This window comes from Polynucleobacter wuianus, assembly GCF_001659725.1.
GTDB lineage: Bacteria > Pseudomonadota > Gammaproteobacteria > Burkholderiales > Burkholderiaceae > Polynucleobacter > Polynucleobacter wuianus.
On the sequence record NZ_CP015922.1, the window covers coordinates 2042905 to 2061776 of the forward strand.

At 45.9% G+C, this 18872-nt stretch carries 19 protein-coding genes and 1 other RNA gene; 5 read left to right on the forward strand and 15 right to left on the reverse strand.

What is annotated here, in order from left to right; all coding sequences use genetic code 11:
- The first annotated feature begins 3 nt into the window (after positions 1-3).
- The 3 genes from ruvC to ruvB are packed head-to-tail and all read left to right on the forward strand — an operon-like array spanning position 4 to position 2246.
- Positions 4-522 (forward strand): crossover junction endodeoxyribonuclease RuvC, encoded by a 519-nt coding sequence (ruvC, locus tag A8O14_RS10495; protein WP_068949462.1) that lies wholly within the window; start codon positions 4-6, stop codon positions 520-522.
- 29 nt (positions 523-551) lie between these two features.
- Positions 552-1133: a Holliday junction branch migration protein RuvA gene (gene ruvA / locus A8O14_RS10500; RefSeq protein ID WP_068949463.1), complete on the forward strand. Its 582-nt coding sequence runs from the start codon at positions 552-554 to the stop codon at positions 1131-1133.
- 42 nt (positions 1134-1175) lie between these two features.
- The gene (ruvB, locus tag A8O14_RS10505) at positions 1176-2246 is read left to right on the forward strand and encodes a Holliday junction branch migration DNA helicase RuvB (protein WP_068949464.1); all 1071 of its coding nucleotides are present in this window, start codon (positions 1176-1178) and stop codon (positions 2244-2246) included.
- Here the strand turns inward: ruvB and tyrS are convergent.
- Positions 2243-3475: a tyrosine--tRNA ligase gene (gene tyrS, locus A8O14_RS10510; RefSeq protein WP_068949465.1), complete on the reverse strand. Its 1233-nt coding sequence runs from the start codon at positions 3473-3475 to the stop codon at positions 2243-2245. The genes ruvB and tyrS overlap by 4 nt on opposite strands.
- Before the next feature lie 88 nt (positions 3476-3563).
- Between tyrS and A8O14_RS10515 the strand changes: the two genes are divergently transcribed.
- The gene (locus tag A8O14_RS10515; protein ID WP_068949823.1) at positions 3564-4691 is read left to right on the forward strand and encodes an anhydro-N-acetylmuramic acid kinase; all 1128 of its coding nucleotides are present in this window, start codon (positions 3564-3566) and stop codon (positions 4689-4691) included.
- Between the two features lie 12 nt (positions 4692-4703).
- On the opposite strand, the gene erpA is transcribed toward A8O14_RS10515, so the two are convergent.
- The 4 genes from erpA to rplM all read right to left on the reverse strand — a co-directional run bounded on the left by erpA (position 4704) and on the right by rplM (position 7165).
- Entirely contained in the window at positions 4704-5078 is a 375-nt protein-coding gene (erpA, locus tag A8O14_RS10520) for an iron-sulfur cluster insertion protein ErpA (protein ID WP_068949466.1), read from the reverse strand.
- Between the two features lie 68 nt (positions 5079-5146).
- Positions 5147-6205, reverse strand: a complete 1059-nt coding sequence (gene argC, locus A8O14_RS10525; protein WP_068949467.1) for an N-acetyl-gamma-glutamyl-phosphate reductase — start codon at positions 6203-6205, stop codon at positions 5147-5149.
- A gap of 120 nt (positions 6206-6325) precedes the next feature.
- The gene (rpsI, locus tag A8O14_RS11665; protein ID WP_015422033.1) at positions 6326-6727 is read right to left on the reverse strand and encodes a 30S ribosomal protein S9; all 402 of its coding nucleotides are present in this window, start codon (positions 6725-6727) and stop codon (positions 6326-6328) included.
- Between the two features lie 9 nt (positions 6728-6736).
- Positions 6737-7165 (reverse strand): 50S ribosomal protein L13, encoded by a 429-nt coding sequence (rplM, locus tag A8O14_RS11670; RefSeq protein WP_068949468.1) that lies wholly within the window; start codon positions 7163-7165, stop codon positions 6737-6739.
- 418 nt (positions 7166-7583) lie between these two features.
- On the opposite strand from rplM, the gene A8O14_RS10540 reads away from it, so the two are divergent.
- Complete coding sequence (locus tag A8O14_RS10540) at positions 7584-8006, forward strand: OsmC family protein (protein WP_068949469.1); 423 nt, start codon at positions 7584-7586, stop codon at positions 8004-8006.
- Here A8O14_RS10540 and rnpB read toward each other — a convergent pair.
- The 10 genes from rnpB to A8O14_RS10590 form a co-directional block, all read right to left on the reverse strand.
- Positions 8007-8313: RNase P RNA component class A (rnpB, locus tag A8O14_RS10545), an RNA gene on the reverse strand.
- A gap of 64 nt (positions 8314-8377) precedes the next feature.
- Complete coding sequence (pyrC, locus tag A8O14_RS10550) at positions 8378-9436, reverse strand: dihydroorotase (RefSeq protein WP_068949470.1); 1059 nt, start codon at positions 9434-9436, stop codon at positions 8378-8380.
- A gap of 1 nt (position 9437) precedes the next feature.
- On the reverse strand, positions 9438-10778 hold the full coding sequence (locus A8O14_RS10555; RefSeq protein WP_068949471.1) for a glycerate kinase type-2 family protein: 1341 nt from the start codon (positions 10776-10778) through the stop codon (positions 9438-9440).
- A gap of 9 nt (positions 10779-10787) precedes the next feature.
- Complete coding sequence (locus A8O14_RS10560; protein ID WP_068949472.1) at positions 10788-12611, reverse strand: ABCB family ABC transporter ATP-binding protein/permease; 1824 nt, start codon at positions 12609-12611, stop codon at positions 10788-10790.
- Positions 12612-12635: 24 nt separating this feature from the next.
- Positions 12636-13079, reverse strand: a complete 444-nt coding sequence (gene nudB, locus A8O14_RS10565; RefSeq protein WP_068949473.1) for a dihydroneopterin triphosphate diphosphatase — start codon at positions 13077-13079, stop codon at positions 12636-12638.
- A gap of 28 nt (positions 13080-13107) precedes the next feature.
- On the reverse strand, positions 13108-14907 hold the full coding sequence (aspS, locus tag A8O14_RS10570) for an aspartate--tRNA ligase (RefSeq protein ID WP_068949474.1): 1800 nt from the start codon (positions 14905-14907) through the stop codon (positions 13108-13110).
- A gap of 15 nt (positions 14908-14922) precedes the next feature.
- On the reverse strand, positions 14923-15576 hold the full coding sequence (locus tag A8O14_RS10575) for a DUF502 domain-containing protein (protein WP_068949475.1): 654 nt from the start codon (positions 15574-15576) through the stop codon (positions 14923-14925).
- 52 nt (positions 15577-15628) lie between these two features.
- A complete protein-coding gene (gene ubiB / locus A8O14_RS10580; protein WP_068949476.1) occupies positions 15629-17218 on the reverse strand; it encodes a ubiquinone biosynthesis regulatory protein kinase UbiB in 1590 nt (529 codons plus the stop codon).
- 3 nt (positions 17219-17221) lie between these two features.
- Positions 17222-17842, reverse strand: coding sequence for a ubiquinone biosynthesis accessory factor UbiJ (locus tag A8O14_RS10585; protein ID WP_068949477.1), 621 nt, complete (start codon positions 17840-17842; stop codon positions 17222-17224).
- 53 nt (positions 17843-17895) lie between these two features.
- Positions 17896-18807, reverse strand: a complete 912-nt coding sequence (locus tag A8O14_RS10590; RefSeq protein WP_068949478.1) for a Tim44 domain-containing protein — start codon at positions 18805-18807, stop codon at positions 17896-17898.
- Between the last annotated feature and the right edge of the window lie 65 nt (positions 18808-18872).

Here is an 18872-nt window from a genome sequence, read left to right on the forward strand (position 1 = left end):
CTCATGCGTTGGATTGGAATCGACCCAGGCTTACGTACCACCGGTTTCGGTGTTATTGATGTTGAGGGCCAAAAACTAACATACGTAGCATCTGGGACGATTGAGAGTGGCGATCCAGCTAAAGGCTTGCCAGAACGTCTAGGCGCTCTGTATGCAGGCGTTAAAGAAGTTCTAGAAACCTATCATCCAGAATCAGCAGCAATTGAGGAAGTCTTCTTAAACGTGAACCCCCGTTCAACGCTAATGCTGGGTCAAGCGAGAGGCGCAGTCATTGCTGCCCTCGTCTCAGAAAAGCTCCCCGTTGCTGAATATAGCGCCCTGCGGGTAAAGCAAGCGATTGTGGGTACTGGTCGTGCAGCCAAACCTCAAGTACAAGAAATGGTCAAACGCTTACTCAGACTCAATCGCGCTCCCGGCACAGATGCCTCTGATGCATTGGGTGTTGCCATTTGCGCCGCTCATCACGCTCAGATTCCAAAAGCAATTACAGCGGCCTTGGTACCCAAAAAACGTAGTAAGTAAAAATACACATCACAGGTTAAGATCTCTACATGATTGGTCGCATACAAGGTATCCTCGTTTCAGTTCACCCACCTCGCCTCTTGGTGGATTGCCAAGGCATTGGCTATGAAGTCGATGTACCCATGAGCACCTTGTATCAATTGCCGCAAGCAGGTCAAAAAATTACCCTTCTCACTCACTTCCAGGTACGTGAAGATGCTCAGCAACTGTTTGGTTTTGCAACTGAAACTGAGCGTGAGGCATTTAGACAGCTTATCAAAATCAGTGGCGTTGGCTCTAGGACTGCATTAGCAGTTCTCTCGGGCATGAGCGTGAATGAATTGGCTCAAGCAATTACCCTTCAAGAAGCTGGTCGCCTCACACAAGTCCCCGGAATCGGAAAAAAGACAGCTGAGCGTCTTTGCCTAGAGCTCAAAGGCAAATTAGCACCAGACTTAGGCATCACAGCTGGCAAACCTCAAACATTGGATGCTAATAGCGAAGTACTGCAAGCCCTCTTAGCTCTTGGCTACTCAGAAAAAGAAGCATTACTAGCACTCAAGCAAATTCCGCCAGATACCAATGTGTCAGATGGCATCCGCATGGGCTTAAAGTATTTATCTAAAGCCTGATCTTAAATAGAAGCAATTCCTAATAAGCACTACACTTGTAGCATGGCAATACATACCGATGACCTGAGCTCTATTCCTGAAGATTTGCCAGAGGGAAACGACCGTATCGTGAGCGGCGCTGCAGGTAATGCTGAGGCTGTTTTTGAAAGAGCATTGCGCCCAAAACAACTCGACGAGTATGTTGGCCAAACGAAGGCTCGCGCCCAATTAGAAATTTTTATTAGTGCTACCAGAGCACGTCAAGAAGCACTTGATCACGTCCTCTTATTTGGACCTCCAGGACTTGGCAAAACTACACTTGCTCATATCATCGCGCGTGAGCTAGGTGTGAACTTGCGCCAAACTAGCGGACCAGTTCTCGATAGGCCTGGTGATCTCGCTGCATTACTAACCAATTTAGAGGCTAATGATGTGCTCTTTATTGATGAGATTCATAGACTCTCGCCAGTTGTAGAAGAGATCCTGTATCCAGCGCTTGAGGACTATAGCCTTGACATCATGATTGGTGAAGGTCCCGCTGCCCGTAGCGTCAAGATTGACCTCAAGCCCTTTACCCTGATCGGCGCAACAACCCGTGCCGGCATGTTGACCAATCCATTGCGTGATCGTTTTGGGATTGTGGCAAGACTTGAGTTCTACACCACGGAAGAGCTCACTAAAATCATCAATCGCTCAGCGAGCTTGCTTAAAGCAAACATTGACCCAGAAGGATCAATAGAAATTGCTAAACGTGCCCGCGGCACCCCACGTATTGCTAACCGCCTATTGCGCCGTGTTCGTGACTATGCGGAAGTGAAGGGCACCGGAACAATCACCAAAGTAATGGCTGATGCTGCACTCAAGATGTTGGATGTTGATCCGAGTGGTTTTGATGTGATGGATAGAAAATTACTCGAAGCCATCTTGCACAAGTTTGATGGTGGCCCAGTTGGTATTGATAATCTAGCAGCCGCCATAGGCGAAGAACGTGACACTATTGAAGATGTCTTAGAACCCTACCTTATTCAACAAGGTTATTTACAGAGAACCTCGCGCGGCCGTATCGCAACTCGCCAGGCTTATGAGCACTTTGGCTTAACGCCGCCTAGTAGCTCTGCAAATTTGGATATTTAAACTAGCGTCACTTTCGCAAACTTACGTTTACCAACTTGTACAACGTAAATTCCAGCTTCAATCTTCGCTTGTTTGTCTGATACCGTAGCACCATCAATCTTCACACCATTTTGCTCAACATTACGTATCGCTTCTGATGTCGATGGGGCCAATCCCGCCGCCTTCAAAAGGCTAGCAATTCCCATTGGGGCCCCTGAAAGATTTACTTCTGGAATGTCATCCGGTACACCACCTTTAGCACGGTGATTAAAGTCTTCCAATGCTTTTTCGGCAGCAGCTTGTGAATGAAAACGCGCAACAATTTCTTGCGCGAGCAGAACTTTACAATCTTTTGGATTGCGGCCAGCCGCAACTTCTTGCTTCATGAGATCGATTTCAGACAGGGGGCGGAACGACAGTAATGTGAAGTAATCCCACATCAAATCATCTGAGATACTTAAGAGCTTGCCGAACATATCGCCAGCAGGCTCACTAATACCAATGTAATTGCCCTTGGACTTACTCATCTTCTCAACACCATCAAGACCTACCAAAAGTGGCATAGTCAAAATGCATTGTGGGTCTTGGCCATACTCACGCTGAAGCTCTCGGCCAACTAGGAGATTAAATTTCTGATCGGTTCCACCAAGCTCTAAATCGCTCTTGAGCGCAACCGAGTCATAACCTTGCATGAGGGGATACAAAAACTCATGAATAGAAATAGGCACGCCATTACGATAGCGTTTCGTGAAGTCATCGCGCTCTAACATGCGAGCAACTGTATGTTTTGCCGCAAGTTGAATCATGCCGCGCGCACCCAAGGGATCACACCACTCACTGTTGTAGCGCACTTCTGTTTTAGTAGGATCAAGCACCATGCTCGCTTGACGATAATAAGTTTCTGCATTGACAGCAATTTCTTCTGCAGTCAAAGGTGGACGAGTTGCATTACGACCAGATGGATCACCAATCATGCTGGTGAAATCGCCAATTAAGAAAATAACGGTATGACCTAAATCTTGTAGCTGTCGTAATTTATTTAGAACGACCGTGTGTCCCAAATGAATATCTGGGGCAGTTGGATCTAAACCCAGCTTGATCCTGAGTGGGGTCTTGGTAGCCTGGCTTCGAGCCAGTTTTTGCACCCAGTCCGCTTCAACCAATAGCTCGTCACAGCCACGTTTTGTGACTTCGAGTGCCGCAAAGACTTCAGGGGTCAAAGGATATTTTTGTTCTGGTTTAGCCGTCATGCTGATTCGGTTAACTGTTTCAGTTAAATTAGTATTTAAATTGCTAAAGCATAATTGTCGCATCACTGAGAGCCAAGCCCTGAACCCTATGACCCAACCTCATTCCCTCTATATTGGCCTTATGTCTGGAACCAGCCTAGATGGAATTGATGCTGTTTTAGCCCAGATTGGGTCCAACGGTGAAGCAAGTGCAGTAGAGGCCGTAAGTAGGCCCTTCTCACCTGAGCTACGTAAAGCCCTTTTTGAGCTCCAAAGTCCTGGCTCTAATGAGCTTCATCGAGAAAAGCAGGCTGGTAATGCCTTAGCCTTAGCTTATGCGGAGGCAGTAAGGGAACTTCTCAAAAAAGCCAATTTACAGCCATCTCACATTGCAGCAATTGGCGCTCATGGTCAGACGATTCGTCATCAACCGGATCTTGGAGATTTGGCATACACACACCAAACCCTGAACCCTGCACTCTTAGCAGAAAAAACGGGTATTGATGTCATTGCTGACTTTAGAAGTCGTGACCTTGCAGCAGGCGGTCATGGTGCTCCACTAGTCCCCGCTTTTCATGCACAGCAATTTGTAGAAGATAAAAATCTCGCTATTCTCAATATTGGCGGCATTGCAAATCTCACACTACTCCCTAGGACAGGTGAAGTCACTGGGTTTGATTGTGGACCAGGAAATATGTTGATGGATGCCTGGATACAAGAGCACCAAGGCAATGCTTTTGATGAGAATGGTAACTGGGCATTACAAGGTACAGTAAATGAAATTCTTCTTGCGAAGTTGCTATCAGACCCATTCTTTAAAAAAGCTCCGCCTAAGAGCACTGGTCGAGATGACTTTAATCTAAGGTGGTTGCAAGAAAAAATAGGTAATGAGAATCATCATACCGAGGATGTACAAGCTACCCTCTTACACCTAACAGCCCATTCCGCATTAGAAGCTTTAGTACATCATGCCCCGCAAACCCAAAAGCTGATTGTCTGTGGAGGCGGCGCCCGAAATACTGCTTTGATGAACTTACTCAAGGTCAAAGCACAACATTTATTTGAAGTGCCCTTAGAAATTTCAACAAGCGATTCAGCTGGTATTGATCCACAACTCGTTGAAGGTCTGGCTTTTGCTTGGCTTGCTTGGGCCCATAAAGAAAAACGGCCAGCAAATATGCCAGCCGTTACAGGAGCGAAGGGCCCTAGAATTCTGGGCGCTTGCTACCCTGCTTAGTTGCTAATTGCCTTAAGCAGAGAAAGAAGATCCGCAGCCACAAGTAGTTTGGGCATTTGGATTCTTGATCACAAACTGTGAACCATTGATATCTTCTTTGTAGTCAATCTCAGCACCAACTAAATATTGGAAGCTCATTGAATCCACCAAAAGAGTAACGCCATTCTTTTCAAAGAGCGTGTCATCTTCATTTACAGCATCATCAAATGTGAAGCCGTACTGAAAACCTGAGCAACCACCACCCTGAACGAATACGCGCAACTTCAACTCTGGATTACCTTCTTCGGCAATCAAGTCGGCCACTTTTGCAGCAGCGCTATCCGTGAACACCAATGGGGTTGGTGGCTCGGCTAAATCCTGTGCTGTTTGTATCGCTAATTCGGTCATAGTTCACTCCTAAATCTAAAGGGTATGTCTTATTTTAGGCTTTTAATGGCCAGTTTGCTGAAGGGTCTTTATGGAGAAAGGGCAATTTGGGTAAGACCCGTTGTTTCAGGTAAGCCAAACATCAAATTCATACATTGAACACCCTGGCCAGAGGCGCCTTTTACCAAGTTATCCTCAACCACCAAAATCACTAGAGTGTCGCCACCACTCGGACGATGAATAGCAATCCGAATGCCATTGCTTCCCCGAACAGAACGGGTCTCTGGATGACTGCCAGCAGGCATTACATCCACAAAGGGCTCATCCGCATAGAAGTTCTCATAGAGCTTTTGGTAATCGATATCTTTACCAGAATCCGTCAAACGTACATATAAGGTCGAATGAATGCCTCTCACCATCGGTGTTAAATGTGGCACAAAAGTTAAGCCAATCTGATCATGACCTGCAATCGCTTTTAAGCCCTGCACGATTTCAGGGAGATGCCGATGGCCCTTAACCCCGTAGGCTTTGAAGTTATCACTTGCCTCAGATAGCAAGGTTCCAATCTCAGCCTTACGTCCAGCACCTGAGGTCCCTGACTTTGAGTCCGAAATAATATGATTACCATCAATCAACTGCTTGCCGCCAGTCGATTTTGGTGAGAGCAAAGGCGCAAGACCCAACTGCACAGAAGTTGGATAGCACCCAGCCAGCCCAACAACACGCGCTTTCTTAATGTCCTTACGATTAATTTCTGCCAAACCATAAACCGCTTCAGCCAAAATTTCTGGGCAGCTATGTTCCATGCCATACCACTTGGCAAATTCTTTAATGTCCTTCAAACGGAAGTCTGCTGCAAGATCCAAAATCTTCACATTGTTTGCGAGTAATTCTTTTGCCTGTGCCATAGCAACGCCATGAGGAGTTGCAAAGAACACTACATCGCATTCATTTAACTTGGCTTCATCTGGTGTCGTGAATTTCAGATCAACACGACCACGCAAAGATGGGAACATCTCAGCTACGGGCATGCCCGCTTCTGTACGAGATGTAATAGCAACAATTTTTACTTCAGGATGCTGCGCCAATATGCGCAATAATTCCACCCCGGTATATCCTGTGCCACCAACGATACCAACCTTAATCATGTCTTTCTCCAAAATACCGACTTCGAGAAGTTTTCAAACAAACTTCACAATACCTCAATTGTAGAAACAAAAAGGGCCGCTTGCGCGACCCTTTCGATAAAACTTAAGCGACTGAAAGAATTAGCGCTTGCTGAACTGCTTACGACGACGCGCGCCGTGCAGACCAACTTTTTTACGCTCAACTTCACGAGCATCGCGAGTTACCAAACCTGCTTTAGACAGGGTTGGCTTCAAAGCGTTGTCGTAGTCGATTAATGCACGAGTAACACCGTGACGAACTGCACCAGCTTGGCCAGTTTCACCGCCACCAGAAACGTTTACCTTGATATCAAAGGTCGTTAAGTGGGCTGTGAGAGCCAAAGGCTGACGAGCAATCATGCGTGATGTTTCACGAGCAAAATAAGCATCGATAGGCTTACCGTTAACAGTAATTTCGCCTTTGCCAGATTTAATAAATACGCGCGCAACAGAACTCTTGCGGCGACCTGTACCGTAATTCCAATTTCCGTAATTAATAGCCATTTGGTTTCCTTAAATCTCTAACGCTTTAGGCTGTTGAGCCGTGTGCGGATGATTAGCGTCGCCATAGACTTTTAATTTCTTGATCATGGCATAGCCTAGTGGGCCTTTTGGCAACATACCTTTTACAGCCTTCTCCAAAGCGCGACCTGGAAAACGGTCTTGCATTTTGTCGAAGTTGGTCGAGCTAATACCACCTGGGTATCCGCTATGACGGTAATAGATCTTGTTCAAGCCTTTTGTGCCAGTAACACGCAGCTTAGATGAATTGATCACGACGATAAAGTCGCCAGTGTCAACGTGTGGTGTGAATTCAGGCTTGTGCTTGCCGCGTAGACGGTGTGCCACTTCACTGGCGACACGACCGAGGACTTTGTCCGTAGCGTCAATCACGAACCATTCACGCTTTACCTCATGGGATTTTGCGGAAAAAGTTTTCATGATTTCTCAAATTGTTATAGTCAAAAAAATTACTCCAACCAAACTACGTCCACCTTGGCCCTGCTTATGTTTGCAAGCTCGCAGATTCTGCAATTTACCTGGTACAACGATCTCCGCTGACTAGTTCGGATATCCAGTAAAGCCTTGAATTGTAACCCAAAAAAAACCCAGGAACGAGTCCTGGGTTGGAATCCACCTATGTTTGGGTGGAGGAGACACTGGGAGGTAAGTCACAGTCTTATACAAGACTGACTACCAATATGGTTATTCTACACAAGATTTTTGGTGCAATGCAAGAAAATTGACCAAAATCAATTTTTTGATGTTTTTTAGCTCAAATCGAAATCAATCCCAACAGATAGGAAATTGGTAAACTATTGAAAATATTGATTAATTTAGTAAGTTAGGGGTCACTAATATGGAATGTCGAGTATCTTGGTTGGGTAATGGTGGAATGGCTTTTTCTGCAGAAACAGGTAGTGGGCATCTCATCAATATGGATGGTGCACCCGAAGCAGGCGGCAGAAACCTAGCCCCAAGGCCAATGGAGCTCCTTTTGGCTGGCGCAGGGGGTTGTTCAGCATTCGACGTGGTTTTAATCCTACAAAAGGCTCGTCAGGCTGTTACAGCTTGTGATGTAACCCTTAAGGCTGAAAGAGCCTCTGAGGACCCTAAAGTCTTTACTAAGATCAATTTGCACTTCAAAGTCAAAGGTAAAGAGCTCGATCAAGCTAAAGTAGATCGTGCCGTTAAGCTTTCCCACGAAAAATACTGCTCTGCTACAACGATGCTGGCTAAAACAGCTGAACTGACTTACAGCGTTGAAGTCATTTCAGAATAAGTGCAGAGTCAATCGATAAGCCGGATTCTGTCGCCTAGATTTGCATCTAGGGGCAATCATTCCTCTAGGCCGTTAGTTACCTAACGGCTCAAGCTCCCTACCCGCAGACTCAGCGGGACGCCTCATCGTCTGCATACTTGGGATTGCTCCAGGTGGAGGTTACCGCGTTTCACCGTAACTAAATACGCTCGTCTCTGTGGCCCTATTCCTCACGTCACCGTGGATGGCCGTTAGCCATCACCCTACCCTATGGAGTCCGGACTTTCCTCCCCCTCAATAAAGAGGCGGCGATTGCCTAATTGACTCTGCGCCTGCAGTCTAACGCAGACGGAGCAAATTGGCTTGTAAAACGTTTATAGCTTGATGTGGAATTAAATCAGCGACCAAGCAATTGTTTCACCCGCACGCAAGGGAACAATTGTGGCATCGCCTAAAGGTAATTCAACAGGAATGCTTTGTGATTTTTTAGAAAGTGTGATTTTTTTGCTATTGCGTGGCAAGGAATAGAAGTCAGGCCCAAAGAAACTCGCAAAGCCTTCTAATTTATCAAGCTTACCAACGCTCTCAAAGGCTTCAGCGTATAAACCCAAAGCATTGAAGGCGCTATAACAACCTGCACATCCACAAGCAGCTTCTTTAGCGCCCTTAGCATGCGGGGCGCTATCAGTGCCCAAGAAGAATCGAGGGTTACCACTCGTGGCAGCCTCAAGCAAAGCAACACGATGCTCCTCACGCTTAAGGACTGGTAAACAATAATTATGCGGACGAATACCACCTGCAAAAATCGCATTACGGTTCATCAATAAATGTTGAGGAGTGAGCGTGGCAGCAATCGTATTTTTTCCACCAGTTAAAGCATCACGTACATAGTGTGCTGCTTGTTTAGTAGTAATGTGCTCAAACACAATTTTGAGTTCAGGAAATTTTTTGCGAAGAGGATCAAGAACGGTGTCAATAAATACCGCTTCTCGATCGAAGATATCGATGTCCGCATGCGTCACTTCCCCATGAACTAATAGCGGCATTCCGATTGCTTGCATTGCTTCTAAGGCTTTATAACAATGCTTAATATCACTGACACCTGCATCGCTATTTGTTGTGGCGCCTGCAGGATATAACTTGAATCCCACAATGCCTTCTGCCTTCGCCATACGTACTTCCTCTGCAGAGGTGTTATCAGTGAGATACAAAGTCATCAGGGGCGTAAAACTACTAATGCCCAATGATTCTAAATTGGATTCGATGCGAGCTTGATAGGCCTTAGCTAAATCTACGGTGGTTAGAGGTGGCTTCAAGTTCGGCATGATGATCGCGCGCGCAAATTGGCGAGCAGTATCACCTAAAACGTCTTTCATCACTTCGCCATCACGAATATGCAAATGCCAGTCATCTGGCTGAATCAATTGAATTTGAGTTGGACTATTAGACATATTATTTATTAAGCAAGATGATGCGGAAATCATTCACATTTGTAAGTGTAGGGCCAGTTTCCACCAAAGCTCCTAATTCTGCAAAGAAGCCATAACAATCATGAGCTGCCAAAAATGATTCTGGCACTAGACCCTTTGAATAACCGGCTTTTCGAATGTCGCCGTCAAACCACGCGCCCGCATTCTTTTCACTACCGTCAATACCATCTGTATCAGCCGCTAATGCAGCAATTTTTGGTAAATCAGAACTAGCAGCCAAAAGTGAAAGCAAATATTCGCTACAACGACCACCGCGACCCTTAACGCCGGGAGGAATAGTTACCGTACATTCACCACCAGAAATCAGTGCTAAAGGCCCATCACCTTTGGCTAAATGCTGACGAACAAGATGTGCTTGGGTTACGCCAACCTCTTGGGCCTCACCGGTAATAGTGTCCCCTAAAACGATGGGCTCATACCCTTGAGTGCGAATATAGTCAGCGGCAGCCTCCAGACTTTTGTACGCCGTTGCAATGACATGGTTAGCGACTTGAGCATTCACCAGATCAACATCTTTTAATGTCTCTGGCTTCTCTCCTGTCAAACCTTGTTTGAGATGATTCAAAACAGATGCAGGAATAGCGTCTGCGCCTAAGTGATATTTTTCTAGAATATTGAGGGCATCCAAATAGGTTGAATAGTCAGCAGCACAAGGACCACTGGCAATATCTGCTGGGGAATCTCCGGTCACATCCGAAATCAATAAAGCCTCAACTCTTGCGCCACGCGCAATTGCAACTCTTGCCAAGTTGCCACCCAAGATTGCCGATAAATGTTTGCGTACCACATTCATCTCTTCAATCGGCGCGCCACTGCGCAGGAGGGCTTCAGTAGTTTTGCGCATATCTTCAATCGAGATGCCATTAACTGGGAGCGTCAAAAGACTTGAGCCGCCACCAGAGACTAGCGCGATCAAAACATCGCCAGGTTGCAACTGCATGGCTAGGTTCAGGACATCTTTAGCGCCATCCATGCCAGCCTGATCTGGTACTGGATGTCCAGCTTCCACAATCTTGATATATGCAGTTGGCGATTGATGGCCATAACGAGTCAGAACAACACCCTCGATCTTGGTCATTGGCCAGCGGGACTTTGCATACGATTCCAATGCACTTGCCATCGATGCGCTAGCTTTGCCGGCACCCACTACCAAGCACTTTCCTTTGGGCTCATGACCCACTGGAAATATCTTTGCTAAATATTGTGGAACGATGACTTGTGGATCGGCAACTGCCACAGCGGCAGCAAAGGCATTTTTGAGAATCGCCTCGGTTGAAACTAATGGATTATTTTGCTGCGTCATCAAGCTATTCTAATCAAGAGCAGCACGTTCTTGCATTTGCCACATCTCCGCATATCTACCTTTTGAAGCCAGTAGTTCAAGATGCGTGCCGCGCTCCACAATCTGACCATGATCCATTACCAAGATTTGATCGGCATGAATAATGGTTGAAAGTCGATGTGCAATGATCAAGGTTGTCCGATTTTTAGCTAAGCTAAGAAGCTCTTCCTGAAATGCTCTTTCTGTTTTGGAATCCAAAGCAGAAGTAGCCTCATCAAAAATCAACATGGCAGGTTTTTTGAGTAAAGTTCTTGCAATGGCCACACGCTGTTTCTCACCACCTGACAACTTTAAGCCACGCTCACCAACTTGGGTGTCATAGCCATCCGGTAGACGTTTAATAAAACCATCAATTTGAGCTGCTCTAGCAGCCTCTTGCACCTCTTCAATCGTTGCAGAAGGATCCCCGTAAGCTATGTTGTAACCAATCGTGTCATTAAATAAAACGGTATCTTGTGGAACGATACCTATAGCTTTACGCAAACTAGCCTGGGTTACATCTTGGATATTTTGACCATCAATCAAAATCTTCCCGAATTGAACATCATAGAAGCGAAAGAGCAATCTAGCCAAAGTACTCTTACCAGCGCCACTTTGACCAACTACCGCAGTAATAGTGCCTGCGGGAATATTGAAACTGATATCGCGCAGAATCTCACGCTTAGCATCGTAATGAAATGACACATTCTCAAAGCACACGTCTGGCCCATGGCCTTGATTTTCAATATGTAAAGGTCGAGCATGAGGTGAATCAGCAATCTCTTTGTCGGTATTGAGTAAGGAGAACATCCGATCCATATCTGTCAAAGACTGCTTGATTTCGCGATAGATGACTCCTAAAAAGTTCAGGGGGATATACAACTGAATCATTAAGGTGTTAACTAAAACAAGGTCACCCAAAGTCATCGTACCGTCAACAACACCAAGAGTGGCGCGCCACAGAATCAGCATCAAGCCAATCGCAATAATGATTTGTTGCCCAAGATTTAAAAAGGCTAGCGTCTTCTGCGACTTCACAGCCGCAGATTGGTAGCGCAAGAGATTTTCATCATAACGGCGAGCCTCAAAAGCCTCATTACCGAAATACTTCACCGTCTCAAAGTTCAACAAAGAATCAATCGCCTTTTGATTGGCTTTTGAATCCATATCATTCATGGTGCGGCGATAGTGTGTACGCCATTCTGTTACAACAATAGTAAAAACGATATACAGAACCAAGGCTACCAATGTAATTGCCGCAAACCAAATGTCATACGAGTAGGCAAAGTAACCTAGTACTAAACAGAACTCGATGAGCGTTGGCAGAATGCTATAGAGCGAATATGAAATTAAGGACTGAATGCCGCGCGTGCCGCGCTCAATATCGCGACTGACGCCACCTGTCTGGCGCGCCAAATGAAAGCTTAAAGCCAAAGCATGAAGATGCTCAAAGACTTGGAGTGCGACCTTACGTACTGCATTTTGTGTAACACGAGCAAATAAGGCTTCACGCAATTCTGCAAATAAAGAGGCAGAAATTCGTAATAGACCGTAAGCAACAATGATGCCAACCGGAACAACTAATAGAGCTTGGGGAGAATCTGCCTTGACATCTAAAGAGTCGATTAACTCTTTCATCAAAATCGGGATACCTAAATTAGCAAACTTGGCAGCGATCAAGCAACTTAGCGCCAAAATAACTCTGAAGCGATATTCCAAAAGATAAGGTAAGAGATCTCGAATGACGCGCCAATCGCCCCGCCCTGGTGTTTTTGAATCTACGCTACCGTGATGGTGTCCCGATGAATGTCTCATCGTTCTATCTTATTCGCATCTAGTTCAGTTCGCCGAAAACAATTTCAGAATCGCCTCGCCATTGCTACGCGAAAAACATTTCTTGGCAGCCTCTTCAAATGGCAACCACTCATAGGCTACATGTTCTCTTGGGGAAAGCTTGACTTGAATGCTATCAGGAACTTGAAGGGCAAACCAATGCTCGGTATTTCTAGTTACGCCAGGCGCATAGCGGAAGCGCCACTCTGGATAAATCTCATATTCGATTTGATGATGCATATTGCACAGCGCACCTCCCGGCAATTGATCAATGGCAATACCCGTCTCCTCAAAAACCTCTCGAGTAGCTGCATATGCCAAGTCTTCATCTGGCGCATCTAGACTACCAGTAACCGATTGCCAGAAACCTGCACGATCAGCGCGCTCTATCAATAAAACATCCCTATTCGATTTATAGATAACAACTAAAATCGAGATGGGGATTTTCAAGGTAGCTTGAGTACTGCTTAACTTATTTTTATGCAGCTGGGGTTGCTTGGCGCAAACGAATATGTAACTCACGTAATTGACGCTCATCCACCGGACTAGGGGCTTGAGTTAACAAGCACTGCGCACGTTGTGTTTTAGGGAAGGCAATCACGTCACGAATCGACTCAGCACCAGTCATCATGGTCACAATGCGATCGAGACCGAATGCGATACCGCCGTGAGGAGGAGCTCCGTATTGGAGTGCATCTAATAAGAAACCAAACTTAGCCTGAGCTTCTTCAGCGCCGATTTTCAATGCACGGAAAACCTGACTTTGAACTGTCTCTTGGTGAATACGGACAGAGCCGCCGCCAATTTCACTACCGTTTAGAACCATGTCATAAGCTTTGGCTAAGCACTTGCCTGGATCTGTTTCCAGATATTTCATGTGCTCATCTTTAGGACTTGTGAACGGATGATGACAAGCAACCCAACGCGCTTCACCTTCATCGTAGTCAAACATTGGGAAATCTACGACCCATAATGGCTTCCAACCTTCGGTAAAGAGACCATGCTCTTTACCCCAAGCAGAGTGACCAATGCGTAAACGTAAATTACCAATGGCATCGTTCACAACTTTTTCTTTGTCAGCACCGAAGAAAATAATGTCGCCATCTTTGGCGCCAGTGCGCTTCAAGATGCCTTCGATAGCTCCATCATGCAAGTTCTTCACAATTGGTGACTGCAAGCCGTTACGGCCTTCTGCAACAGAATTGACTTTAATCCACGCCAAACCTTTGGCGCCGTAAATACTCACAAACTGGGTGTAGTCATCAATTTCGCTACGGCTGATCTCAGCGCCACCCGGCACGCATAGACCCACTACACGTCCACCTTCTTGATTAGCAGCCCCTGAGAACACCTTGAAATCAACGTCTTTCATCAAATCAGTCAATTCAGTGAACTCAAAATTCACACGCAAATCAGGCTTATCGGAACCAAAACGGGCCATACCTTCTGAATAAGGCATGGTTGGAAATGGATTTGGCAATTCGACATTCATGGTTTTCTTGAAAATATGACGAATCATGTTTTCAAAGAGATCGCGAATTTCAATCTCGCTTAAGAACGCAGTTTCACAGTCAATCTGAGTGAATTCTGGTTGGCGATCTGCACGCAAGTCTTCATCTCTGAAGCACTTAGTAATTTGATAGTAACGATCAAAACCGGCAACCATCAATAATTGTTTAAACAACTGGGGAGATTGTGGCAAGGCAAAGAATTGACCATCGTGCACACGTGATGGCACTAAGTAATCGCGCGCACCTTCTGGTGTGCTCTTAGTAAGCATCGGCGTTTCAATATCAATGAAGCCAGCTTCGTCCAAATATCGACGGCACTCCATTGCAACGTTGTAACGCAAGCGCAAATTCTTTTGCATTTGCGGACGACGCAAATCTAATACGCGATGAGTTAAGCGAGTGGTTTCAGACAAGTTCTCATCATCAATCTGAAATGGTGGAGTAATGGAGGCGTTCACAATTACCAAGCTATGACAAAGAATTTCTACTTTGCCGCTTACCAAGTCAGTGTTTTCTGTGCCAGCAGGACGAGCACGCACCAAGCCTTTAATCTGAATGCAGAACTCGTTACGAACCTGCTCGGCAAGTGCAAACATCTCTGGGCGATCTGGATCGCACACCACTTGTACAAAACCTTCACGGTCACGCAAGTCAATAAAGATCACACCTCCATGGTCACGGCGACGATTAACCCAACCCGAGAGTGTGACCTCTTTACCAATTAGTGAATCGGTTACTTGGCCGCAAGTATGGCTACGCATTGACATAACAATTTCCTAAAATCAAAAATGGTGTGGTGACTCATGTGGAGCCATACCACTAGAATTATTTGGTGGAACCGAACCCATTGAAACAATATGTTTCAATGCCTCTTCCACGCTCATCTCTAGCTCGATCGTTTGTGCACGGGGCACGATCATAAAAAATCCAGAGGTTGGATTTGGAGTAGTAGGTAAAAATACGTTAACGTAATCTTCACCCAACTTAGCAGTCACTTCTTTTGCTGGGGTGCCAGTTTGGAATGCAATCACCCAAGAGTCTGCATGAGGATAACGAATTAATAGCGCTTTACTAAAAGCCTGACCGCTACCAGAAAATAGTGTTGATGAAACTTGTTGCACGCTAGAGTAAATAGAGCGCACAACTGGAATCCGATTGATCTGCTTATTCCATACCCGTACCCACCACTGACCAGCAAAACTAATCGCAATTAAGCCCGTGAGCATAATGACTGCAATCACAATCAAAATACCAACACCTGGAAGATCGCGGAAGTGCTGCACATCCAGTGCGGCATCATGAGGAAGAACCATGATGATGGCGTGCATTACAGAACCAAAAACACCGTCGAGCAAACCCAAGCCCCAAGCAATCACCCAAACGGTGATCGACAATGGTGCCCAAACTAGGATGCCAGCGATAAAGTATTTTTTCATGTGTTCTGCCTAACCAACCATTTTAACGGGTTAGAGGCCAAGGAGCGTGAGACTAATAAATGCCCAGGCCGATGATCAAAATTCCAGCCAAAAAACCACCAGCAAAGAGCAAAGCGCCCGCTACCAGGCGATGAGTACGGCGCTCCTGTAATAAAAGGGTCTTTAAAACCTCTAATTCGCCGTTTTCGGCCTTTTTTTGCTGCAGGCTGACCTGTGCCAAGCTATCCACAAGCAAACGGGGCAAGGTTGGCAAGATCTTGGCCCACATTGGTGCCTCAGCTTTTAAGCCATCAATCAAGCCACGCCAACCTAGTTGCTTATCTACCCATTTTTCCAGAATCGGCTTGGCCGTTTTCCAGAGATCCAGATCTGGATCAAGCTCACGCGCTAGACCCTCCACGTTTAAGAGCGTCTTTTGCAAGAGCGTTAATTGAGGTTGTATTTCTACCTTAAATCGACGAGAGGTCTGAAATAAACGCATTAACACAATGCCTAAAGAAATTTCTTTTAATGGGCGATCAAAGTAAGGCTCACAAACTGAACGAACTGCGCCCTCCAATTCCTCAACGCGAGTATTAGCAGGCACCCATCCAGATTCAATATGGAGTTCGGCAACGCGACGATAATCCCGATTGAAGAATGCTAAGAAGTTCAAGGCCAAATAATTTTTATCGGACTCACTGAGGGCGCCAACGATTCCAAAATCTAAGGAAATAAAGCGCCCAAAAGTTTGCGGCTCCAAGCTAATCATGATATTTCCAGGATGCATATCTGCATGGAAAAAACCGTGCTCAAAGACTTGGGTAAAAAAGATTTCAACCCCATCGGCGGCTAGCTTTTTAAAGTCCACGCCAGCATCACGTAAGGCCGTAGTACGCCCAATCGAAATGCCATTCATTTTTTCCATCACGATGACATTGGTATGACATAGATCCCAAAACATCTCTGGAATCATTAACTTCTTAGAATCGACAAAATATCGACGCAACTGGCTTGCATTCGCAGCCTCACGCATGAGGTCCAATTCATCATGCAAATAGGTATCAAACTCTGCAACGTTCTCACGTGGCTTGAGTCGGCGACCATCCTCAGAGCTCTTTTCTATGACTTTAGCCAAGTCATACATTAAAGCCAGATCGCCTTCAATCACTGGCAAGATACCGGGGCGTAGCACTTTAATAGCAACTGCTTTATCAGCCCACTCGGGATGTTTTTCAGTGGCTCGCAATACTCCAAAATGAACCTGTGCAACTGAGGCACTTGCTACTGGAGTCGCATCAAAACTAACAAAGACTTCCTCAATTACTTGACCCAAAGCCTCTTCGATTAAACGGCGCGACTCTTCATTTGAAAATGGAGGCACTTGATCTTGTAACTTTGCCAGCTCATTCGCAATATCTTCAGGCAACAAGTCCCGACGCGTGGAAAGCACTTGTCCAAACTTAACAAAAATCGGGCCTAGCGCTTCTAGGGTTAGGCGAATACGCTCACCCCGAGGTAATTTTGTTCCAGGGGAAGTCCAACAAATAACAGTTAGACAGCTACGCCCAATTCCAGGCTTGAGAACATCGCGCAATAAAGGTAATAAGCCATAACGCCACGCAGTAAAGAAAATGAAGCAAAGACGAGCAATTCGACGCACGATTTATTTAGCCTTTTGCTCTATGAATTGAATGCGCTTTTCCAAACGATCTACGGAATCGCGCAAGTCATTGACTTCAGATTTATGAACCATAAAGTCTCGTTTATTTAAAAGCACTTTTCTCTCTTCGCTGACATACTCGACTACATTGTCCAGCAAATCACTGGCAGCAGAACGAGTGGCAGATACTAATTTCTTGCCCTGTCGAACCGCAAAGTGAGCGGGTGCGTCACCAATCGCTTGCGCCAAATCTTCTTCATATTCCCAACGCAATTGGCCAGCCAAACGTCCAATTAATTGGGCCAAATCTGCATCGCCCGTAATTTTGACTGCTTTGAATGCTTGCTCTTTCATACTCCCAGGGGTGGCAGTCAAATCACTTAAGGCCTTAACTGATACCTCAAGCGACAGTGTAGGACTATCCAGCTCCCTCAGAACTTCTAAACAACCAGAAGAATTAATCTCAAAACACAAACGTCCAAAGGGCAACTGGACCAGAACTGTCTTGCCAGCATGCTTTGCCAGTTCAGCACAAGCCCATGACTCTTTTCTCAAGACATGATTAATGCCACGGCAAGCAGCGCTGGCGGCAATCGTATGGGTTGAATTAGATAGTGTGTTCATAAGTGTAAAAAACCCGCACTAGTGCGGGTTTTCCAACGGAAAGTACCTAAAGCTTAAACCAACTGGGAGATACCCGCCAGTACCCAGCCTCCAGGGCCCTCTACTGGCTTACTTAGATTCCAGATTTCTGAGAAATCCGTGGCTGGAGCCCCTGGCTGCTCACAGATCATCCCGCTGAACTGAACGCTACAGAAATAATGCGCATCTGCTGTCTCAACTCCCAATAATCGAGCGTTGATTGTCACTACATCTGTTTGGTTTGCGCTATCCACACGTCCAGCCAAATCTTGCTGGATAGTGGCAAACATCTCAGGTGTAGTGAACTCGCGTAATGAAACAAGATCGCCTTGATCCCAAGCTTTTTGTAAGGTCACAAAATATTGCTTAGCATTTTCCAAGAATGTGCGCTCATCAAAACCTGGCGGCATAGTCGATTGAAAGGTTTCCGGATCTGCGCCAACACCAGCAAATGCATTCGCGGCAGGAGTAAACGCCGGCTCCTGTCTTACATTTTGATCAAAACTGGTTCGTTGTATGCCGGAGGAGGGCACATTTGAATTCTGACCAGCCCCTGACATAGCGGGCAACAATTTACGGATCACAAACATAATGACAAAACCAGCGAGCATTGCGATCAGCAGTCCAGTAATCAATGATGATGCTGCTTCACCCAAACCAAAATGAGAGAGAAGATAGCCAATTCCTAAGCCAGCAGCTAAGCCCCCCAAGATTCCACCCATGCCACCAAATCGACTAGGGGTGGGAGCTTGAGGCACTGGAGCTGGTGCCGTAGGCTGAGCTTGCTGAACTGGCTTTTGTGCGGGGGTAGCCTGTCTTTGAATTGGGGCGCTTGGAGCGCGCCCAAAACTTTTTCCGCCACCAAGACGTGCGGCATCAACGTGACCAACCGTTGCGAATATCAAAGTAAAACTTAGTAAAGCTGCTTTGAATAAATGTGTGTTCATTGTTTTTACCCCTTCATATAACTTCTTCACCGCTTTAGTTTTTAAGATCTTAAAAACTATGTAAC